15 protein-coding genes are annotated in these 21,059 nt (G+C 69.1%); 12 read left to right on the top strand and 3 right to left on the bottom strand.

Annotated elements, in window-relative coordinates:
- Positions 1 to 19 precede the first annotated feature (19 nt).
- Genes argJ through argG form a run of 7 tightly spaced genes read left to right on the top strand, consistent with a single transcriptional unit; the run spans position 20 to position 6,783 of the window.
- Positions 20 to 1,204, top strand: a complete 1,185-nt coding sequence (gene argJ, locus OHA21_RS28325) for a bifunctional glutamate N-acetyltransferase/amino-acid acetyltransferase ArgJ (RefSeq protein ID WP_328459893.1) — start codon at positions 20 to 22, stop codon at positions 1,202 to 1,204.
- A 19-nt stretch (positions 1,205 to 1,223) separates the two neighbouring features.
- Positions 1,224 to 2,090, top strand: a complete 867-nt coding sequence (gene argB, locus OHA21_RS28320; RefSeq protein WP_328478581.1) for an acetylglutamate kinase — start codon at positions 1,224 to 1,226, stop codon at positions 2,088 to 2,090.
- Positions 2,087 to 3,238, top strand: a complete 1,152-nt coding sequence (locus OHA21_RS28315; RefSeq protein WP_328459891.1) for an acetylornithine transaminase — start codon at positions 2,087 to 2,089, stop codon at positions 3,236 to 3,238. The genes argB and OHA21_RS28315 overlap by 4 nt, the downstream gene beginning before the upstream one ends.
- Positions 3,235 to 4,167, top strand: coding sequence for an ornithine carbamoyltransferase (gene argF, locus OHA21_RS28310; RefSeq protein WP_328459889.1), 933 nt, complete (start codon positions 3,235 to 3,237; stop codon positions 4,165 to 4,167). The genes OHA21_RS28315 and argF overlap by 4 nt, the downstream gene beginning before the upstream one ends.
- Entirely contained in the window at positions 4,164 to 4,661 is a 498-nt protein-coding gene (locus tag OHA21_RS28305) for an arginine repressor (protein WP_328459887.1), read from the top strand. The genes argF and OHA21_RS28305 overlap by 4 nt, the downstream gene beginning before the upstream one ends.
- Positions 4,658 to 5,548: a hypothetical protein gene (locus OHA21_RS28300; RefSeq protein WP_328459885.1), complete on the top strand. Its 891-nt coding sequence runs from the start codon at positions 4,658 to 4,660 to the stop codon at positions 5,546 to 5,548. Before OHA21_RS28305 ends, OHA21_RS28300 begins: the two co-directional genes overlap by 4 nt.
- Positions 5,545 to 6,783: an argininosuccinate synthase gene (gene argG / locus OHA21_RS28295; protein ID WP_328459883.1), complete on the top strand. Its 1,239-nt coding sequence runs from the start codon at positions 5,545 to 5,547 to the stop codon at positions 6,781 to 6,783. The genes OHA21_RS28300 and argG overlap by 4 nt, the downstream gene beginning before the upstream one ends.
- Here the strand turns inward: argG and dapE are convergent, their stop codons facing one another.
- The gene (gene dapE / locus OHA21_RS28290; RefSeq protein WP_328459881.1) at positions 6,784 to 7,842 is read right to left on the bottom strand and encodes a succinyl-diaminopimelate desuccinylase; all 1,059 of its coding nucleotides are present in this window, start codon (positions 7,840 to 7,842) and stop codon (positions 6,784 to 6,786) included. It lies immediately after the preceding gene.
- 116 nt (positions 7,843 to 7,958) lie between these two features.
- Here dapE and argH point away from each other — a divergent pair, with 116 nt between their 5' ends.
- The 4 genes from argH (at position 7,959) to OHA21_RS28270 (ending at position 13,045) form a co-directional block, all read left to right on the top strand.
- Positions 7,959 to 9,389: an argininosuccinate lyase gene (argH, locus tag OHA21_RS28285; protein ID WP_328459879.1), complete on the top strand. Its 1,431-nt coding sequence runs from the start codon at positions 7,959 to 7,961 to the stop codon at positions 9,387 to 9,389.
- A 377-nt stretch (positions 9,390 to 9,766) separates the two neighbouring features.
- Positions 9,767 to 11,071, top strand: a complete 1,305-nt coding sequence (locus OHA21_RS28280; protein WP_328459877.1) for an extracellular solute-binding protein — start codon at positions 9,767 to 9,769, stop codon at positions 11,069 to 11,071.
- 59 nt (positions 11,072 to 11,130) lie between these two features.
- Positions 11,131 to 12,129, top strand: coding sequence for a carbohydrate ABC transporter permease (locus OHA21_RS28275; RefSeq protein ID WP_328459875.1), 999 nt, complete (start codon positions 11,131 to 11,133; stop codon positions 12,127 to 12,129).
- A 106-nt stretch (positions 12,130 to 12,235) separates the two neighbouring features.
- Complete coding sequence (locus tag OHA21_RS28270; protein WP_328478579.1) at positions 12,236 to 13,045, top strand: sugar ABC transporter permease; 810 nt, start codon at positions 12,236 to 12,238, stop codon at positions 13,043 to 13,045.
- Positions 13,046 to 13,170: 125 nt separating this feature from the next.
- Here OHA21_RS28270 and OHA21_RS28265 read toward each other — a convergent pair whose 3' ends face one another.
- Complete coding sequence (locus tag OHA21_RS28265) at positions 13,171 to 14,220, bottom strand: LacI family DNA-binding transcriptional regulator (RefSeq protein WP_328459873.1); 1,050 nt, start codon at positions 14,218 to 14,220, stop codon at positions 13,171 to 13,173.
- Positions 14,221 to 14,436: 216 nt separating this feature from the next.
- Here OHA21_RS28265 and pulA point away from each other — a divergent pair, with 216 nt between their 5' ends.
- Positions 14,437 to 19,851, top strand: a complete 5,415-nt coding sequence (gene pulA, locus OHA21_RS28260) for a pullulanase-type alpha-1,6-glucosidase (RefSeq protein ID WP_328459872.1) — start codon at positions 14,437 to 14,439, stop codon at positions 19,849 to 19,851.
- 126 nt (positions 19,852 to 19,977) lie between these two features.
- Here pulA and OHA21_RS28255 read toward each other — a convergent pair whose 3' ends face one another.
- Positions 19,978 to 20,676: a GntR family transcriptional regulator gene (locus OHA21_RS28255; RefSeq protein WP_328459870.1), complete on the bottom strand. Its 699-nt coding sequence runs from the start codon at positions 20,674 to 20,676 to the stop codon at positions 19,978 to 19,980.
- Between the last annotated feature and the right edge of the window lie 383 nt (positions 20,677 to 21,059).

The raw sequence follows: 21,059 nt of genomic DNA, 5'->3' as shown, positions 1-21,059 counted from the left end.
GCCCGAGCCAGGAGGAACTGTGACCGTCACCCATCCGAAGGGCTTCCGGGCCTCGGGCGTCGCTGCCGGGCTCAAGGCCAGCGGCAACCCGGACGTGGCCCTGGTCGTCAACGACGGCCCGGACTACACCGCGGCCGGTGTCTTCACCGGCAACCGGGTCAAGGCCGCGCCGGTCCTCTGGAGCGAGCAGGTGCTCAAGGGCGGTGTGATCCGCGCCGTCGTGCTGAATTCGGGCGGCGCCAACGCCTGCACCGGCACGCAGGGCTTCCGGGACACGCACACCACCGCCGAGCACACCGCCGCGGTCCTGCGCGGCACGACGAAAGCGGGCGCCCTGCCGATGATGATCGGCGCCGGCGACGTGGCGGTCTGCTCGACCGGCCTGATCGGCGAGCTGCTGCCGATGGACAAGCTGCTGCCCGGGGTGAAGGCGGCCGCGAAAGCGCTGGCTGCCGACGGCGGCCCGCAGGCGGCCGAGGCGATCATGACCACCGACACCGTGTCGAAGAACGCGGTGGCCCAGCGCGAGGGCTGGTCGGTCGGCGGGATCGCCAAGGGCGCGGGGATGCTGGCCCCGGCGCTGGCCACCATGCTCGTGGTGATCACCACGGACGCCTCGGCGGACAACGAGACGCTGGACGCGGCACTGCGCGCGGCCACCCGGGTCACCTTCGACCGGATCGACGCGGACGGCTGCATGTCGACCAACGACACCGTGCTGCTGCTGGCCAGCGGCGCCTCGGACAAGCAGCCGACCCTCGAGGAGCTGACCGCCGCGGTCACCGAGGTCTGCCACGACCTGGCCCAGCAGTTGATCGCCGACGCCGAGGGCGCCACCAAGCACATCGCCATCGAGGTGGCCGGCGCGGCCAGCGAGGCGGATGCGGTGCAGGTGGGCCGGACGATCGCGGGCAACAACCTGGTGAAGACGGCGTTCTTCGGCAACGACCCGAACTGGGGGCGGATCCTGGCCGCGGTCGGCACCACCAGCGCGGCCTTCGAGCCGGACCGGATCGACGTGGCCATCAACGGCGTGTGGATCTGCAAGAACGGCGCGGCCGCCGAGGACCGCAGCAAGGTCGACCTCACCGGCCGGGATGTGAAGGTGACGGTGAACCTGCACGAGGGCGAGATGAGCGCGACGATCTGGACGACCGATCTCTCTCATGGGTACGTCCACGAGAACTCGGCGTACTCGTCGTGAAGGCTTGGTGTTCTTCCTCATGAAAGCGCAGAAGAAGGCCGAGATCCTGATCGAGGCGCTGCCCTGGCTGGAGCGTTTCCACGGCAGCACGATCGTGATCAAGTACGGCGGCAACGCCATGATCGACCCGGCGCTGCAGGAGGCGTTCGCGGCCGACATGGTCTTCCTGCGCCTGGTCGGCATCAAGCCGGTCGTGGTGCACGGCGGCGGCCCGCAGATCAGCCGGATGCTGGGCAAGCTCGGCATCGAGAGCGAGTTCCGCGGCGGCCTGCGGGTCACCACCCCGGAGGCCATGGACGTGGTCCGCATGGTGCTGGTCGGCCAGGTCGGCCGCGAGCTGGTCGGTTTGATCAACCAGCACGGTCCGTACGCGGTGGGCCTCTCCGGTGAGGACGCGGGCCTGTTCACCGCGATCCGCCGGCAGGCGGTGATCGACGGTGAGCCGGTCGACATCGGTCAGGTCGGCGACGTCGACCAGGTGAACACCTCGGCGGTGGACGACCTGATCGCCGCCGGCCGGATCCCGGTGATCGCCACCGTGGCGCCGGACGCCGACGGGGTGCTGCACAACGTCAACGCCGACACCGCGGCCTCGGCGCTCGCCGTCGCGCTCGGCGCCCGCAAGCTGGTCGTCCTCACCGACGTGCCCGGCCTCTACACGAACTGGCCGGACCGCGACTCGCTGACCAGCGAGATCGACGCCGACGCCCTGGAGAAGCTGCTCCCGCGGCTGGAGTCCGGGATGGCGCCGAAGATGGAGGCCTGCCTGCGCGCGGTCCGCGGCGGGGTGCCCGGCGCGCACGTCGTCGACGGCCGGGTCGCCCACTCGACTCTGCTCGAAGTCTTCACGGAAGAAGGATTCGGAACCATGGTGGTCCCCTCATGAGCCTGGTCGAACGCTGGCAGCAGTCCATGATGAACAACTACGGCACCCCGTCGATCGGCCTGGTCAAGGGCGACGGCGCGGTGCTGACTGCCGAGGACGGCAAGGAGTACGTCGACTTCCTCGGCGGCATCGCGGTGAACGCGCTGGGTCACGCCCACCCGGCCGTGGTCGCCGCGGTCACCCAGCAGATCCAGCAGCTGGGGCACGTCTCCAACCTCTACATCTCCGAGCCGCCGGTGGCGCTGGCCGATCTGCTGCTGGCCCTGGCCGGCCGGTCCGGGCGGGTGCTGTTCTGCAACTCCGGTGCGGAGGCGAACGAGGCCGCCTTCAAGATCTCGCGGCTCACCGGGCGCACCCATGTCGTCGCGACCGATGGCGCCTTCCACGGCCGCACCATGGGTGCTCTCGCGCTCACCGGCCAGCCGTCGAAAGCGGATCCGTTCCGGCCGCTGCCGGGCGACGTCACCCACGTTCCGTTCGGCGACGTCGAAGCTCTCGAAGCCGCGGTGACGACCGAGACCGCGATGGTGATCCTGGAGCCCATCCAGGGTGAGAACGGCGTGGTCGTTCCGCCACCCGGATATCTGACGGCAGCTCGCTCCATCTGCGACCGCTTCAAAACGTTGCTCGTCCTCGACGAGGTGCAGACCGGCATCGGGCGTACCGGTCACTGGTTCCACCACCAGGGCGAGGGCGTCGAGCCCGACATCGTCACCCTGGCCAAGGGCCTCGGCGGCGGCCTGCCGCTGGGCGCCTGCATCGCCTTCGGCCCGGCCGCCGACCTGCTGACCCCGGGCTCGCACGGCACCACGTTCGGCGGCAACCCGGTCTCCTGCGCGGCCGGGCTCGCGGTGATCCGCACGATCGCGAACGAGGGCCTGCTCGATCACGTGAAGCGGGTCGGTGAGCAGCTGCGCCGCGGGATCGAGGGCCTGAACCACCCGCTGGTCAGCCACGTCCGTGGCGCCGGCCTGCTGCTCGGCGTCGTGCTCACCCAGCCGGTCTCCAAGGAGATCGCGGCGCAGTTGCTCGACGCCGGATTCCTGGTCAACGCCCCCCAGCCGGACATCATCCGGCTCGCACCGCCCCTGATCATCTCCTCCGATCAGGCCGACGCCCTGATCGCTGCCCTGGACGGTATCCGGTGACCCTGCGCCACTTCCTCCACGACGACGACCTGAGCCCCCAGGAGCAGTCGGACGTGCTCGACCTGGCCGCCGAGATGAAGGCCAACCGGTTCGGCTACACGCCGCTGGCCGGCCCGCGTTCGGTCGCGGTCTTCTTCGACAAGGCCAGCCTGCGGACCCGGCTGTCGTTCGAGGCCGGCATCGCCGAGCTCGGCGGGCAGCCGATCATCGTGGACACCCAGAACACCCACTTCGGGCGCGGTGAGAGCCTGGCCGACGCCGGCCGGGTGGTCTCCCGGTACGTGGCCGCGATGGTCTACCGCACCCACGGTGACGAACGGCTGGCCGAGCTGGCGTCCGGCGTGGACGTGCCGGTGATCAACGCGCTCAGCGACGGCTATCACCCCTGTCAGCTGCTGGCCGACCTGCTGACCGTCCGCGAGCGGTTCGGGGGAACGGCCGGGCGGACCCTGGCGTACGTGGGGGACGCCGCCAACAACATGGCCCACTCGTACCTGATCGCCGGTGCGACCGCCGGCATGCACGTCCGCGTCGCCGGCCCGTCCGGTTTCGACCCGGCGCCGGCGGTGGTCGCCCGGGCCGCGGAGATCGCGGCGTGGACCGGCGGCTCGGTCGAGGTGGTGCGCGACCCGAGGGAGGCCGTCGACGGCGCGCACGTCGTGGCCACCGACACCTGGACCTCGATGGGCCAGGAGGACGACGGCAAGGACCGGCTCACCCCGTTCTGGCCGTACCAGGTGAACAAGGAGCTGCTCGCCGCCGCCGCGCCGGACGCGATCGTGCTGCACTGCCTGCCCGCGCACCGCAACGAGGAGATCACCGACGAGGTGATCGACGGGCCGCAGAGCGCCGTCTTCGACCAGGCGGAGAACCGCCTGCACGCGCAGAAGGCCCTGCTCTCCTGGCTCCTGGCGAAGAACGCACAGTGAGTGCTCCGGTGACCCGCGCGGGGCGGCATGCTCGGATCGTGGAGCTGATCCGCAGCCGTACGGTGCGCTCGCAGACCGAACTGGCCGACCTGCTCGCCCACGAGGGTGTGCAGGTCACCCAGGCCACCTTGTCGCGGGACCTGGAGGAGCTGAACGCGGTCAAGGTGAGCGGGGCGTACCTGATCCCGGAGGACGGCAAGCGCCCGCTGCGGGAGACCCAGCAGGGACCGGCGCGGCTGATCCGGCTGCTGAAGGAGCTGCTCACCGGGGTGGATTCGAGCGGCAACATCGCGGTGCTGCGTACCCCGCCGGGGGCCGCGCAGTTCCTGGCCAGCGCGCTGGACCGGTCCGGTCTGTCGGACGTGGTCGGCACCATCGCCGGCGACGACACCATCTTCGTCGTGGCCCGTGACGGCGGGCCCACCTCCGGGGCCGAGCTCGCTGAGAAACTCGGTAAGTGGAGCCGGGCGGATTCCGAGGAGAACCACTCATGATGTTCACGCCCGCGGTGGAGGCGCGCTTCCCCGATTTCGCCGATCACACCGACAAGCTGGTCGGGCACGGCGTGGAGTTCTTCCTCGCCTCCAACGACACGTTGCGCCCGCACCTCAACGAGAACCCGTACGGGCACAAGCTCACCTGGCTGGACTTCACCGACACGACGGAGAAGGACTGGTCGATCCGGGACTTCCTGAACTACTTCAACGTGATCAACGGCATCGCGTTCGGCGACCGGGGCATCCCGATGCCGCAGTGGGTGATGGTCGACCTGATCCTGATGCCGGCCGCCGCGCTGATCGCCGGCCTGCCGCAGGACGAGTTCGCCGCGATGGTGGAGCGGTCCACGTTCCGCTTCGACACCGACGTGAAGCTGCTGCTGCGCAAGGTGCAGCAGGAGATGCGCGACAGCGGCTACCGTGGCCCGGTCCCGGTCGGCGGGTACTGCGCCGCGCCGAGCGCCGAGCACGGCCGCTGGGTCGGCTGGTCGCTGTGGTCGCTGATGCCCGCGGTCGGTCTCGGCAAGGCCGCGAAGGCGCTCGCCCTCTCCGCGTACCGCGCTCAGAAGCTCGACGGCGTCACCCAGTACGACAACAGCGCGCTCAAGGTGCACACCGAGTTCGGCGCGCTGCGGGTGCTGGTCGCCACCGTCCCGTTCCACACCTCGCCGGGGTCGTTCGTCTACCAGAGCGATCTCACCCTGCCCGCCGGGGGAGAGCTGCCCGAGCCGACCTTCCTGCTCGATCCGTTCGACTACGATCGCCAGCGGGCGATGCAGAAGGACATCGAGGCAGGCCGCTGCGTGTTCCATGTCCTGCCGCCCGGCCACGTTCGCCGCGACGGCAAGACGTATGTGCCGATTCTCGAAGGAAAGCCGCAATGACCACCAAGCGCAAGATCGTTCTCGCCTTCTCGGGCGGCCTGGACACCTCGTACGCCCTCGTCGCCTTCCGGGAGGCGGGCTGGGAGGTGGTGACGGCCAACATCGACACCGGCGGCCTGCACAGCGGCGAGGGTGAGGCCGTCAAGGCCCGGGCCGAGGAGCTGGGCGCGGTCGAGCACCACATCGTGGACGCCCGGTCGGAGCTTTATGACCGCGTCATCACGTACGCGATCAAGGCCAACTACCTGCGTAACGGCGCCTACCCGTCGTGCGTCGGCGCGGAGCGGCTGATCCAGGCAGAGAAGGTCGTCGAGGTGGCCCTGAAGGTCGGCGCGGACGCGGTGGCGCACGGCTCGACCGGCGCCGGCGCCGACCACGTCCGCTACGACGCGGTGATCCGCGCCCTGGCGCCGCAGCTGGAGATCGTCACCCCGATCCGCGACGAGCGGCTCACCCGCGAGGAGGAGACCGACTTCCTGCGTGGCCGTGGCTACGAGGTGAGCGAGAAGGTCAAGAAGTACTCGATCAACGAGGGCCTGATCGGCACCTCGATCGGCGGCGAGGAGACGTACGGCTCCTGGGAGTACCTGCCCGAGGACGCCTGGACGTACACGAAGTCGATCGACGCCGCCCCGTCCGAGGGCGTCGAGCTGCAGCTCACCTTCGAGAAGGGCCAGGTCGTCGCGGCGACCACGGCGGACGGCAAGCCGCTGACCGGGGATACCGAGAACTTCGCGATCCTGCAGGCGCTCAACGTGCTCGGCGGCGAGCACGGCATCGGCCGCGGCATCCACATGGGCTCGACCATGGTCGGCAACCTGGCCCGGGTCGGTTTCGAGGCGCCCGGCATGCTGATCCTGATCGCCGCGCACCGCGAGCTGGAGAAGCTGGTTCTCTCCAACCGGCAGCAGGCCACCAAGGCGACGCTCGGCAACACGTACGGCGACATGCTGCACGAGGCGATGTACTTCGACCCGATCATGGACGATTTCCGGGCCTTCCTGGACTCCAGCCAGACCAGGGTCACCGGCACTGTACGGGTGCGGCTGCACAAGGGCAGCATCGTGCTGCTCGGCAGTAAGAGCCCGCACAGCCTGCTCGACGCCGCCACCCGCTCCGGCGTGGTCTACGGCCACGGCTCGTCGCTGTGGACCGGAGAGCAGGCCCGCGCGTTCGCCCACATGTATTCGGTACCGGGTGCGATCGCGCGGGCCGCGGCGGAGCCGGCCGAATAGTCAGCTCAACCAGGTGGTGAGCACGTGCAGGGCCTGGCGGATCTCCGGGACCGGCACGTGCTCGCCGTCGGTGTGGGCCAGCAGCGGATCGCCGGGCCCGTAGTTCACCGCCGGGATGCCCAGCCCGGCGAAGCGGGAGACGTCCGTCCAGCCCAGCTTGGCCTGCGGCTCGCGGCCGACCAGGTCGACGAACTGCTTGGCGGCCGGCCGGTCCAGACCGGGACGGGCGCCCGGAGCGCGGTCGGTCACCTCGAGCTCGAAGCCGGCGAAGACCTCGCGCAGGTGCGCCTCGGCGGCGTCGGGATCCCGGTCCGGGGCGAAGCGGTAGTTCACGAAGACCGTGCACAGGTCGGGGATCACGTTGCCGGCGATACCGCCCTCGATCTTCACCGCGTTCAGCCCCTCGCGGTACTGCAGGCCGTCGACGACCGGGCGGCGCGGCTCGTAGGCGCGCAGCACGTCGAGCACGGCGCCGGCACTGTGGATCGCGTTGCTGCCGCGCCACGACCGGGCGGCGTGCGCGGCCACGCCCGGCACGGTGATCTTCACGCGCATGGTGCCCTGGCAGCCGCCCTCGACCGTGCCGTCGGACGGCTCGCCGAGGACCGCGAAGTCGCCGGCCAGCCACTCGGGGTGGTTGCGCACCAGGCGGCCCAGCCCGTTGAGGCGAGCCGCGACCTCCTCGTGGTCGTAGAACACGTAGGTGACGTCGTGGCGCGGGTTGTCGAGCAGGGCGGCGAGCTGCAGGAAGACGGCGACGCCGGCCTTCATGTCGACGGTGCCGCGGCCGTGCAGGATCTCGCCGTCGAGGACGGTGGGCAGATTGTTCGCGATCGGCACGGTGTCCAGGTGGCCGGCGAGCACGACCCGGGTGTCCCGGCCGAGATTCGTCCGCGCGACCACGGCGTCGGCGTCGCGGAGAACCTCCAGGTGGGGGTAGGCGCGCAGGGCGGTCTCGACAGCGTCGGCGAGAGCTTTCTCGTCGCCGCTGACGCTGGGGATGTCGCAGATGGTCCGGGTGAGATCGACGATGTCGCCGGTGAGATCGAGGCTGGCCATGGCGCAATATTATCATCTTGGTAGTATTTTTATGCAGTGAGGCCTGGCGTCCTGCGTGACGCCCACGGCGATAGGGTCAGGAAGTACTTTCCTGCGAGATTGATCAAGGAGAAGGTGTGCCGGAGAGCGAAGAGCCCACGCGGCTCTGGGGTGCCCGGTTCGCGGGCGGCCCGGCGGAGGCGCTGGCCCGGCTGAGCGTCAGCGTCCAGTTCGACTGGCGTCTCGCGCCGTACGATCTGCTCGCCTCCCGCGCGCACGCCCGGGTGCTGGCGAACGCGGGCCTGCTCGACGCGGACGAGCTCGGCCGGATGCTGGCCGCCCTGGACGACCTGGAGTCGGCGTGCGCGGCCGGTGACTTCCGGCCCACGATCGAGGACGAGGACGTGCACACCGCCCTGGAGCGGGGCCTGCTGGAGCGGCTCGGCACCCTCGGCGGCAAGCTGCGCGCCGGCCGGTCCCGCAACGACCAGGTCGCCACCGACCTGCGGCTGTACCTGCGCGATCACGCCCGTGGGGTGGCCGTCGCGCTGATCGAGCTGGCCGACGCGCTGACCGAGCAGGCGGCTCGCAACGTGGACACCCCGGCGCCCGGCATGACCCATGTGCAGCACGCGCAGCCGGTGAGTTTCGGGCACTGGCTGCTGGCGCACGTGCAGCCGCTGCTGCGCGACCTGGAGCGGCTGCGGGACTGGGACGTGCGGACCGCGATCAGCCCGCTGGGCAGCGGCGCGCTGGCCGGTTCGTCGCTCCCGCTGGACCCGGCCGCGGTCGCCAAGGAGCTGGGCTTCACCGCCCCCGCGCCGAACTCGATGGACGCCGTCGCCGACCGTGACTTCGTCGCCGAGTTCCTCTTCGTCACCGCGCTGATCGGCGTGCACCTGTCCCGCCTCGGCGAGGAGGTGGTGCTCTGGACGTCGACCGAGTTCGGCTGGGTCGAGCTGGACGACGCGTTCGCCACCGGTTCGTCGATCATGCCGCAGAAGAAGAACGCGGACATCGCCGAGCTGGCCCGGGGCAAGAGCGGTCGGCTGGTCGGCGGTCTCGTCGCGGTGCTGACCATGCTCAAGGGGCTGCCGCTGACGTACGACCGGGACATGCAGGAGGACAAAGAGCCCGCGTTCGATGCGGTGGACACTCTGGAACTGCTGCTGCCGGCTCTGGCCGGCATGATCTCCACGATGACCGTACGCGTGGACCGGCTGGCCGCCTCGGCACCGGTGGGCTTCTCGCTCGCCACCGAGGTCGCCGACTGGCTGGTCCGCAAGGGAGTGCCGTTCCGCGACGCCCACGAGATCACCGGCAAGCTGGTGGCGCTCTGCTCGGCCCGCGAGTGCGAGCTCGAGGACGTCACCGACGACGATCTGAAGACGATCAGCGAGCACCTCGACCCGTCGGTGCGCGAGGTCCTGTCGGTCTCCTCGGCGCTGGCCGCCCGGACTACTCCGGGCTCGACCGGCCCCGGCCCGGTCCGCGAGCAGCTGGTCACGGTCCAGCACAAGCTGGACACCTGGCGTCAGTGGGCGGTGGAGAAGGTCGTACCGCGCTGATCTGACACCCGGCGCCCTCTCGAGGCGGTGACAGGCATGGCCTGTCACCGCCTTTTTACTTTGCCCGGCCTGGCCTGCTCCGAACCAGTCAGGACTTTCGGTGCATCGTGAAAGAAGTTGCAGAGCTGTGTTCTCCAGCAGGGTGACGGCGGACACTCGTGCTGGCAAACTATGCAACTGCTTCCATGACGGTTGCGTTGCAGTACGGGGTCGCCCCGTAACGGAAGCGCAGCTAGAAGGCCGAATGCCGCCCGCTTAGTCCGGATCGTGGGCCTTCCACTGAGTCCAGTGTTGCCAGTTGGTTCGCAAGGGGTTTCAAAGCAAGAAACTTCTTGCTACGGTCCGTCCGAACCCAGCAGGTAATCAAGGAGCGCAACATGCGTCGCATAACCAAGGGAATCGCCGCCCTGGCCTCCGTGACTCTCGCCTTCTCCATCGCCGCCTGTGGTGGCGACAAGGAAGAGACGTCGGCCGCGCCCGCCAAGGTCGACCCGGCCTCCCTCTCGGCCGAGCTCACGTGGTGGGACACCTCGGACGCCAAGAACGAGGGTCCGGCGTTCAAGGAACTGATCACGAAGTTCAACCAGACCTATCCGAACGTCAAGATCAACTACCAGTCGGTCCCGTTCGGGGACGCGCAGAACAAGTTCAAGACCGCCGCGGCGGCCAAGACCGGTGCGCCGGACATCCTGCGCGCCGAGGTCGCCTGGGTGCCGGAGTTCGCGTCCCTCGGTTACCTGTACGCGCTGGACGGTTCCGAGCTGCTCGCCGACGAGGCGGACTACCTCGAGGCCCCGCTCGCGTCCAACAAGTTCGACGGCAAGACCTACGGCGTCCCGCAGGTCACCGACAGTCTGGCGCTGCTCTACAACAAGGAGCTGGTCGAGAAGGCCGGCGTGCAGGTGCCGAAGACCTGGGCCGAGCTGAAGACCGCCGCGCAGGACATCAAGAAGAAGACCGGTGTCGACGGCCTGTACGTCAACGCCGCCGGCTACTTCACCCTGCCGTTCATGTACGGCGAGGGCGGTGACGTCGTCGACACGGCGAACAAGAAGATCACCGTCAACTCCGAGCAGAACGTCGCCGGTCTGAAGATCGCCAAGGACCTGATCGACAGCGGCGCGTCGGTCAAGCCGTCGGCCACCGACTCGTACGGCACGATGATGACCCTCTTCAAGGAGAAGAAGGTCGCGTTCATCATCAACGGCCCGTGGGAGGTCAACAACATCAAGACCGCCCCGAGCTTCGGTGGCGTCGAGAACCTCGGCATCGCCGCGGTCCCGGCCGGTTCCGCCAAGGCCGCGGCCCCGATCGGTGGCCACAACTACGTGATCTGGTCCGGTGTCCCGCAGGAGAAGGCCCCGGCTGCCGTCGCCTTCGTGAACTACCTGAACTCGGCCGAGTCGCAGGCGTTCCTCGCCGACAAGCTGGGCGTGCTGCCGACCCGCAAGTCCGCCTACGAGATCGACACGGTCAAGAACAACGCCGTGATCTCCGCGTTCAAGCCGGTCGCCGAGGCCGCCGCGAGCCGCCCGTGGATCCCGGAGGGTGGCCAGTTCTTCGGCCCGCTCGACCAGATGGCGACCGAGGTTCTGATCCAGAACAAGGACCCGAAGGCGTCGCTCGACACCGTTGCTGAGAAGTACAAGGCAGAGGTCGTCCCGGCGTACTCCGCTTCCTGATGCGTCTGCGGGCGCCGGCTCGAGGCCGGCGCCCGCTCCCTTCCCCTGGAGCCCCTCAGATGACCACTGTCACCGCCCCGGCGCCGAGCGGCGCTGGTCTGTCGTCCCGGCTGCGCCGCAGCTGGGACAAGCACTGGTCCGCCTGGGCGATGGTCGTGCCCGTCGTCATTGTGATGGCGGTCCTGATCTTCTACCCCTTGATCAACGGCCTCTGGCTCTCGTTCACCGACCAGACCGAGGCCAACCAGCTCGCCGAGATCTGCACCAAGTCGATCACCGGCGGCGAGGTCTGCAAGGAGAACCCGAACGCCTGGTCGTTCGTCGGCGTCGACAACTACGTCAACGTGCTCACCGGCAAGGTCGGCGAGTTCTGGATGTGGGCCGGCAACACCCTGATCTGGACCGTGACCGGGGTCGCCTTCCACTACGGTCTGGGTCTCGGCCTGGCCGTGATGCTGCACCGCCAGATCCGGTTCCGTGGCCTCTACCGGGTGCTGCTGGTGCTGCCCTGGGCGGTGCCCGCGTTCATCAGCGCCTTCGCCTGGAAGTTCCTCTTCAACGAGCGGCTCGGCCTGGTCAACTCGATGCTCAACGCGATCGGCCTGGACTCGGTCGCCTGGTTCTCGGACCGCTGGTCGGCGCTGTTCGTCGCGATCCTCACGAACATCTGGCTGGGCGTGCCGTTCATGATGGTGGCCATCCTCGGCGGTCTGCAGAGCATCCCGGAGGAGCTCTACGAGTCGGCGGAGATCGACGGCGCCTCGCCGTGGCAGCGGTTCCGCTCGATCACCCTGCCCGGGCTGCGGCCGGTCAGCATGACGGTGATCCTGCTCGGCACCATCTGGACCTTCAACATGTTCCCGATCATCTTCCTGGTGACCGAGGGGCAGCCGGCCGGACAGACCGAGATCCTGGTGACCGGCGCCTTCCGGGCCGCCTTCGAGGGCATCCGGAACTACTCGCTCGCCTCCACGTACGGCGTACTGATCCTGTCGATCCTGCTCATCTTCTCGGTCTTCTACCGGCGGGTGCTGCGCAAGCAAGGCGAGGTGTGGTGACGTGACCCAGATTGCCACGACGCCGGCGGCGGCTCCGGCGGCCGGCGCGGTGCCGGTGACCCCGCCGCCGCTGAACAAGCCGCGCCGCGGGCGGCGCTCGACCGGCATGTCGATCCTGCTGCACGGCACGCTGATCGTCGCCTCGCTGATCGCCGTCGGGCCGATCCTGTGGGTGGTGCTCTCCTCGTTCAAGCCCGGCTACGCCGTGCAGAGCACCGAGATCACCCTGGTCAAGGACCCCACCCTGGCCAATTACGAGTACGTGCTGTTCGAGACTAGCTTCCCGCAGTGGTTCCTGAACTCGGTGATCGTCGCCGCGCTGACCATGCTGATCGGCATCTTCTGCTCGGCCACCACGGGGTACGCGCTGTCCCGCTTCAACTTCCCGGGGCGCCGGCCGCTGATGATGGTCTTCCTGGTCACCCAGATGTTCCCGGTGGCCATCCTGATCGTGCCGATCTACTCGATCATGGCCAACCTCGGGTTGATCAACACGCTGCCGGCGCTGGTGATCGCGTACCTGACCATCGCGGTGCCGTTCTGCGCCTGGATGCTGAAGGGTTACTTCGACTCGATCCCGACCTCGCTGGACGAGGCGGCGTCGCTGGACGGCTGCGGACCGTTCCGCACCTTCTACCGGGTGGTCCTGCCGCTGGCCCGGCCGGCCATCGCGGTGACCGGGTTCTACACCTTCCTCACCGCGTGGGGCGAGGTCGCGTACGCGTCGGCGTTCATGCAGACCGACGACAAATTCACGCTGGCGTACGGTCTGCAGCAGTTCGTGCCGCAGTTCAATCCGCAGTGGGAATACCTGACCGCGGCCGCGGTGCTCGTCACCATCCCGGCCGGAATCGTATTCCTCTTCGCTCAGAAACATCTCGTCTCCGGGCTGACCGCGGGCGGCACCAAGGGCTGATTTCAAGAATTGCTCCGGAATCCGTTCCACAACGGATTCCGGAGCTTTTTCATGCCCTGTTCTCGTGCACAGAGAACGCTCTCACGATGAGCGGCCCGGACTCAGGCCGCCATCGCGAGAGCGTTTCAGGCAGCGGGTGTGGCGACCGGCACGCCGGCGCGTGCCGGGGCGATCGCCGTCGAATTGCGCACCACGAGCTCGGGGTGGAAGAGGTATTCCGAGTGCGGGGCGCCGTGCCCGTTGATCTCGTCGACCAGCGACCGCACCGCGGCCACCGCCATCGAGGTCACCGGCTGGCGCAGCGTGGTCAGCGGCGGGTCGGTGAACGGGATGAGCGCCGAGTCGTCGAAACCGATCACCGAGACGTCCTCGGGAACCCGCAGGCCACGGCGCCGCGCCGCACGGATCGCGCCGAGCGCCATCATGTCGGAGGCGCAGATCAGGCCGGTGGCGCCGCGGGCGAGCAGCCGCTCGGCGGCGACCTCGCCACCCTCCACGCCGAACAGCGTGAGCGAGACCAGCTCGTCCAGCTCGGCCTCGCTCAGGCCCAGCTCGCGGCGCATGGCGGCGCGGTAGCCCTCCAGCTTGCGCTGGGTGTTGATGAACCGGTTGGGGCCGGAGATCAGGCCGATCCGGCGGTGCCCGAGGGCGACCAGGTGGGTGACGGCCAGGTCGCCCGCGAGCCGGTCGTCGCAGGAGACGAAGGGCGCCTCGAGGCCGGCCGCGTAGCCGTTGACCAGCACGATCGGCAACGGCCGGTCGAGCAGCCGCTGATAGCGGGAGCGGTCGGAGGTGGTGTCGGCGGACAGCGAGGAGATGAAGACGATGCCGGAGACCTGACGGTCGAGGAGCATCTCCACGTACTCATCCTCGGTGACGCCGCCGGGTGACTGGGTGCAGAGCACCGGCGTGTAGCCGTGCTGGGCCAGGGTCGACTCGATGACCTGGGCGAAGGCCGGGAAGATCGGGTTGTCCAGCTCCGGGACGACCAGGCCGACGAGGCCGGCGCTGCGCTTGCGCAGCCGCTCGGGCCGCTCGTAGCCGAGAACGTCGAGTGCGGTGAGAACCGCCTGGCGGGTTTCCGCTGAGACGCCGGGGCGGTCATTGATGACACGCGACACCGTCGCCTCACTGACTTGAGCCTGTTTGGCGATGTCGGCCATTCGCGCACGCATGGTTCTCACTCTAGTTGGTCGGTTGTCTGGTCGGCATGGTACTGAAAGGTCTTCCATTCCATGCAAGTACTTGCTAACGTCCCGGCAACAGACACGATACAGCCGATCTTCGATGGGGTGGCCCTCGCTCGGCTTTTATTTCCGGTGTCTTCAAGCCGTAGACATACACCACAATCGATACGCACCGATACCACTGAATCGGAAGGGTGCACCGCTGTGGCACCAGACAGATCGTTACACCGTCGAGGCCGGCTGGGCGCCGCACTGCTCAGCCTTTTCCTGCCCCTGATCGCCGTCCCGGCCGCGTCCGCCCCCGCCGCCGCGGCGCCGGCCGAGCCCAGCGCGGCAGTCATCGCCAAGTGGGGCTCCGACGAGCCCGCCAAGAACGAGCAGTTCTACTTCGTCCTGCCGGACCGGTTCGCCAACGGCGACACCAAGAACGACAAGGGTGGCCTTGCCGGCGACCGGCTGTCCACCGGGTACGACCCCGCTGACAAGGGCTTCTACCACGGTGGCGACCTCAAGGGCGTGATCGACCGGCTGGACTACATCCAGGGGCTCGGCACCACCGCCATCTGGCTCGCCCCGGTCTTCAAGAACCGTCCCGTGCAGGGCACCGGCAGCGACGTCTCGGCCGGGTACCACGGGTACTGGATCACCGACTTCACCCAGGTCGACCCGCACTTCGGCACCAACGCCGACCTGAAGAAGCTGGTCAAGCTCGCGCACCAGCGGGGCCTGAAGATCTACCTCGACATCATCGTCAACCACACCGCGGACGTGATCAAGTACGCGGAGAACGAGTACACCTACGTCGACAAGGCCGACTCGCCGTACACGGACGTCGACGGGCAGCCGTTCGAGGACCGCAACTACGCGACCGGCTTTCCGAAGGTCGATTCGACGTCGTACCCGTACACCCCGGTTTTCGGCAGCAAGGCCGATGCCAGGGTGAAGGTGCCCTCCTGGCTGAACGACGTGAACATGTACCACAACCGCGGTGACTCCACCTTCGCCGGTGAGAACAGCGAGTACGGCGACTTCTACGGCCTCGACGACCTGTGGACCGAGCGTCCCGAGGTGGTCCGGGGCATGACGAAGATCTACGCCGACTGGGTGAAGGACACCGGCATCGACGGGTACCGGCTGGACACCGTCAAACACTCCAACCTGGAGTTCTGGCAGCAGTGGGCACCGGCGATCCAGAAGGCCGGCGGCAAGGACTTCTTCATGTTCGGCGAGGTCTACAGCGCCGACCAGGAGATCCAGTCGACCTACGTACGCGAGGGCAACCTCCCCGCCACCCTGGACTTCTCGTTCCAGGAGGCGGCCCGCGGCTTCGTGACCGGCAACAGCGGCGCGACCGCCCTCGCCGACCTGTACGCCAAGGACGACCTCTACACCGCCCGGGACACCGGCGCCGACCGGCTGCCGACCTTCCTCGGCAACCACGACATGGGCCGGATCGGCTCGTTCATCGCCGCCGCGGCCACCGCCGACACCCAGCTCAAGCGCGACCAGCTCGCCCACGAGCTGATGTTCCTGACCCGTGGCCAGCCGGTCGTCTACTCCGGTGACGAGCAGGGCTTCACCGGGCCGGGCGGCGACAAGGACGCCCGCCAGGACCTGTTCGCCAGCAAGAGTGCGGACTACCTGGACGACGACCTGATCGGCACCGACAGCACGCACGCGGTGGACAACTACAACACGAGCCACCCGCTCTACCGGACCATCGCCGACCTCGCGAAGCTCCGCAAGGCGCACCCGGCGCTGGTCAACGGCGTGCAGACCACCCGGTACTCCGCCGAGGGTCAGGGCGTCTTCGCGGCGTCGCGGGTCGACGTCCGCTCCCGCAAGGAGTACGTCGTCGCGGTCAACAACGCCACCACGGCGCAGACCGTCACGTTCCCGGTCTCGTCGGCCGCTGCCTTCACCGGCATCTACGGCGCCACCGGGGCGGTCACCCCCGAGGGCGGCAAGATCACGATTACCGTTCCGGCGCTGTCGTCCGCGGTCTACCAGGGCGGAGTCGTCCCGGCCGGCGCGGCGGCCCCGACCGTCACGATCAAGGCGCCGGAGAAGCCGGCCACTCGCACCGAGCTGACCGCCGAGGTCACCGGTGACCCGCTGTCCACGGTCACCTTCGCCGCGCAGGTCGAGGGGGGCGAGTGGAAGCTGCTCGGCACCGCCGACAAGGCGCCCTACCGGGTCTACCACGACCTGACCGGGCTGGCCGGCAACGCCGAGGTGCGGTACAAGGCAGTGGTGCGCGACAGCAAGGGACGGCTCGGCTCGTCCACCACGAAGATCAGCGTCGGTACGCCGGAGGCCACCTCCAGCGCCGGCTACGCGGTCGTGCACTACCAGCGGCCCGAGGGCGGCTACGAGGACCAGAACCTCTACGTCTGGGGCGACGTCGACCCGTCGATGACGACCACCTGGCCCGCCGGGCAGCCGTTCGTGGGCGAGGACTCGTACGGGCGGTTTGCGTACGTGAAGCTCAAGCCGGGCGCCAAGAGTGTCGGGTTCATCGTGGTCGACAAGGACGGCAACAAGGACACCGACGCCGACCGGTCGATCAACGTGACCGAGAACCCGGAGATCTGGATCAAGCAGGGCGACGCCAAGGTGTACCCGAGCCGGCAGGCCGCCACCGGTCAGCCCGACCCGGCGCAGGACCCGGACAAGGCGCTCATCCACTGGCGCAAGGCCGACGGGAACTACGACGGCTGGGGACTGCACGTCTGGAACGGCGCGGCGAACCCGACCGACTGGGCCGCCCCGCTGGCGCCGGCCCGGATCGACTCGTACGGCGCGGTGTTCGAGGTGCCGCTCGCCGAGGGCGCGACCTCGCTGAGCTACATCATCCACAGCGGCGACACCAAGGACCTGCCGACCGACCAGTCGCTGGACTTCGGCAAGGCCGGCCGTGAGGTCTGGCTGCTGGCCGGCCAGGAGACCCGCCTGCTGCCGCTGGTGAAGACCGCCGACGGGGCCGGCGAGATCGACGTGGCCAAGTCGCGGGCGGTCTGGATCGACCGTGGCACGGTGGCCTGGAAGACCGGCACCGGCAACTCCCTGGAACCGGTCGGCGCGGGCACCGACGGCAAGGTCTACGACCTGGTGTACGCGCCGAACGGCGGCATCGCTGTCGCGGACGGTGAGCTGACCGGCGCGTACCAGAGCATTCGACTCGATGCCCAGCGCAACGGCCTCACCGAGGCCCAGCGGGAGAAGTTCCCGCACCTGTGGCAGTACGGCGCCTTCAAGCTGTCCGCCAAGAACGTCGGCGACATCCTGCGCGGGCAGGTCGTGGTGACCGAGCGCGACGCCGCCGGCAAGCTGCTCTCCGCGACGGGTGTGCAGACCGCCGGTGTGCTCGACGACGTCTACGAGAAGGCCACCGACGCGACGCTCGGCCCGGTCAAGGGCGGCGTGGCTGTCTGGGCGCCGACCGCGCAGAAGGTCGAGCTGGAGGTTTACGACACCGCCACGTCGGCCACACCGGCGGTCAAAGCCATGAGCCGGGACGACCGGACCGGCGTCTGGTCGGCTCGCGGCGACTGGAAGGGCAAGTTCTACAAGTTCCGGGTCACCGCGTGGCAGCCGGCCACGCAGAAGGTGGTCACGGCGTCGGTCACCGACCCGTACTCGGTGGCGCTGGCCGCCGACTCCACCCGCAGCCAGTTCGTCAGCCTGGAGGACGCGGCGCTCGCGCCGGCCGGCTGGGACAAGCTGCGCAAGCCGGCCGCAACCGCTCCCGCGAAGATCCAGATCTCGGAGCTGTCGGTCCGGGACTTCTCGATCGCCGACGAGTCCGTCCCGGCGGCCGAGCGGGGCACGTTCACCGCCTTCACCCGCCCGAACACGGAAGGCATGCAGCACCTGAAGGAGCTGGCCGGCGCCGGAGTCACCCACCTGCACCTGCTGCCGGCGTTCGACTTCGCCACCATCCCGGAGAAGCGCGCCGACCAGCAGCAACCGCCGTGTGACCTGGCGTCGTTCCCGGCCGACTCGGAGGAGCAGCAGGCCTGCATCGAGAAGGTCGCGGCGACCGACGGCTACAACTGGGGCTACGACCCGCTGCACTACACGGTTCCCGAGGGCGGCTACGCGGTCGACCCGGCGAACCGCACCAAAGAGTTCCGTTCCATGGTCACCGGGGTCAACAACGCCGGGCTGCGCGTGGTGATGGACGTCGTCTACAACCACACGTCGGCTGCCGGCACGGACGCGAAGTCGGTGCTCGACCAGATCGTGCCCGGGTACTACCACCGGCTGCTCGAGGACGGCTCGGTCGCCAACTCGACCTGCTGCGCCAACACCGCGCCGGAGAGCGCGATGATGGGCAAGCTCGTCGTCGACTCGATCGTGACCTGGGCGAAGGCGTACAAGGTCGACGGGTTCCGGTTCGACCTGATGGGCCACCACCCGAAGGAGAACATCCTGGCGGTGCGCGCGGCCCTGGACAGGCTCACGCTTTCCCGGGACGGGGTCGACGGCAAGAACATCTATGTGTACGGCGAGGGCTGGAACTTCGGTGAGGTGGCGAACAACGCCCGCTTCGTCCAGGCGTCCCAGACCGAGCTGGCCGGCACCGGGATCGGCACGTTCAACGACCGGCTCCGGGACGCGGTCCGCGGTGGCGGGCCGTTCGACGAGAACCCGCGGATCCAGGGCTTCGCGTCCGGTCTGGCCGGGGCTCCGAACGGCGACGCGGTGAACGGGACCGCGGCGGAGCAGAAGGCGCGCCTGCTGCACTACCAGGACCTGATCAAAGTCGGTCTGACCGGCAACCTCGCCTCCTACTCCTTCACCGACTCCGCCGGGAACGTCGTGACCGGCTCGGATGTCGACTACAACGGCTCGCCGGCCGGCTACAACGCGGCGCCGGGTGAGGCGATCACGTACGTCGACGCGCACGACAACGAGATCCTGTACGACTCGCTGGCGTTCAAGCTGCCGCAGGCCACCACGGCTGCGGACCGCTCCCGGGCGCAGTCGGTGGCGCTGGCGACGACGGTGCTCGGCCAGGGCATCGGGTTCGTCACCACGGGCAGCGAGCGGCTGCGGTCGAAGTCGCTGGACCGCAACTCGTACAACTCGGGGGACTGGTTCAACGAGATCATCTGGGACTGCGCCGCCGGTAACGGCTTCGGTAGGGGGCTGCCGCCCAAGGCGGACAACGAGCCGAAGTATCCGTACGCCAAGCCGCTCCTCGCCGACAAGGCGCTGGTGCCGGACTGCGCGGCGATCGACGCCTCGAACCAGCGGTACCAGGAGTTCCTCAAGATCCGGAAGTCGTCGCCGGTGTTCGGCCTGGCCACCGCGGCCCAGGTGCAGCAGCGTCTGTCGTTCCCACTCTCCGGGGCGAACGAGACCGGCGGCGTGATCACCATGACGATCGACGGCCGGGGGATCGACCCGAAGTGGAAGTCGGTGACGGTGGTCTTCAACGCCACCCCGGCGGCGGCCACCCAGACGGTGCCCGCGCTCGCCGGCAAGAAGGTCGCGCTGCACCCGATCCAGCAGTCCTCGGCCGACCCGGTCACCCGGACCGCGTCGTTCGCCTCGGCGACCGGCACGCTGACCGTCCCCGCCCGTACCGTCTCGGTGTTCGTCCAGAGCTGAGACCTTGACTGCGGCCACCGCTCACCCGATCAGCCCGGGTGGGCGGTGGCCGCCACCATCTGTCCGGCTGGCAAACCCAGGCTGTCACCCAGTGCTGCTTCCCGGCCCGGGAAGCAGCACTGTCCGTCAGCCGGCGGGTCTGGTGCGGCGCCGGCGGCGGGAGGCCACGGCCGCCGGGTCGACGTCCGGCAGCGACCACTGCTCGGCCTGCCGGATGCTCGTCTCACGGCCGCTGGCCACGTGCTCGTGGGCCAGTTCGGCGGCGCGGGAGGCCTGGCCCGCCGAGATCGCCGCGTACAGCTCCTCGTGCTCCGCGCACTGCTGGGCGGCATCGCGCTGCGCGGTCAGCCGGAACAGCCAGTGCGTCCGCGCCGCCAACGGCCGCATCATGGCGCTGAGCAGCGGATTCGCCGCCATCTCGACCAGGTCGGCGTGGAAGCCCGCGTTGGCGGCGGCGACCCCGTCCTCGTCCCCGGCCGCGGCCGCCGCACGGGCCGCGGCAAGCCGGCCTTTCAAGCGCGCCAGCCCGGCGTCGTCCCGGCGCTCGGCGGTGAGCCGGGCCGCGAGCGCTTCCAGGGACTCGCGGACGTCGAAGAGATCCCGTACGTCCGCCGGCGTGAAGGGCGAGACCAGCGCACCCTTGTGCGGCACCAGCACGACCAGCCCGTCGGCCTCGAGCAGGCGCAGCGCCTCGCGCAGCGGGATCCGGGAGACCTCCAGTTCGGCGGCCAGGTCACGCTCGACCAGCCGCTGTCCGGGGGCCAATTCGGTGCTGACGATCCGGCGGCGCAGTTCCTGGTACGCGCGATCGCGCAGTGATGCCACCGGACCACCTTAGGCAATGTCGTGATCGCCAACGATCGGTAACCGCGGTGAAACAGATCGCCCCGAACTGTCCGCCGTAACGGTATGCCACTAACTCCCGGAGATGTTCCGCCGTGGTTACCACCGTTCCGCTCGCCGGACCGCTGGCGGGGTGCTCGGCATCGCCGACTCGGAGGCCGCCGCGTGACCGCTGACCAGCCTGCCAAGCGTTTGCTTGGTACCGTTCGGCACCCCGATCGTGGCCGCCTGCGCGGGACTGCTGCCCGCCACGGTCCCGGCGGGCCCACGCGAGGTCACCCTGGCCGCGAACGTGCTCTGCACCCTCACCCCGTCGAAGGCGCTGCTGGTGCGGGGTGCCTGGCTCCTGCCCGGCCTACACGTCA

Source organism: Actinoplanes sp. NBC_00393 (assembly GCF_036053395.1).
Lineage (GTDB): Bacteria > Actinomycetota > Actinomycetes > Mycobacteriales > Micromonosporaceae > Actinoplanes.
This window is presented reverse-complemented; position numbering and strand designations above follow the sequence as displayed.

What these genes read in the sequence shown, in the direction of transcription:
- argB (WP_328478581.1), top strand. Translation starts at nt 1,224, where the DNA reads ATGAAAGCGCAGAAGAAGGCCGAGATCCTGATCGAGGCGCTGCCCTGG.
- OHA21_RS28315 (WP_328459891.1), top strand. Translation starts at nt 2,087, where the DNA reads ATGAGCCTGGTCGAACGCTGGCAGCAGTCCATGATGAACAACTACGGC.
- OHA21_RS28300 (WP_328459885.1), top strand. Translation starts at nt 4,658, where the DNA reads ATGATGTTCACGCCCGCGGTGGAGGCGCGCTTCCCCGATTTCGCCGAT.
- argG (WP_328459883.1), top strand. Translation starts at nt 5,545, where the DNA reads ATGACCACCAAGCGCAAGATCGTTCTCGCCTTCTCGGGCGGCCTGGAC.
- dapE (WP_328459881.1), bottom strand. Translation starts at nt 7,842, where the DNA reads ATGGCCAGCCTCGATCTCACCGGCGACATCGTCGATCTCACCCGGACC.
- OHA21_RS28280 (WP_328459877.1), top strand. Translation starts at nt 9,767, where the DNA reads ATGCGTCGCATAACCAAGGGAATCGCCGCCCTGGCCTCCGTGACTCTC.
- OHA21_RS28275 (WP_328459875.1), top strand. Translation starts at nt 11,131, where the DNA reads ATGACCACTGTCACCGCCCCGGCGCCGAGCGGCGCTGGTCTGTCGTCC.
- OHA21_RS28270 (WP_328478579.1), top strand. Translation starts at nt 12,236, where the DNA reads ATGTCGATCCTGCTGCACGGCACGCTGATCGTCGCCTCGCTGATCGCC.
- OHA21_RS28265 (WP_328459873.1), bottom strand. Translation starts at nt 14,220, where the DNA reads ATGCGTGCGCGAATGGCCGACATCGCCAAACAGGCTCAAGTCAGTGAG.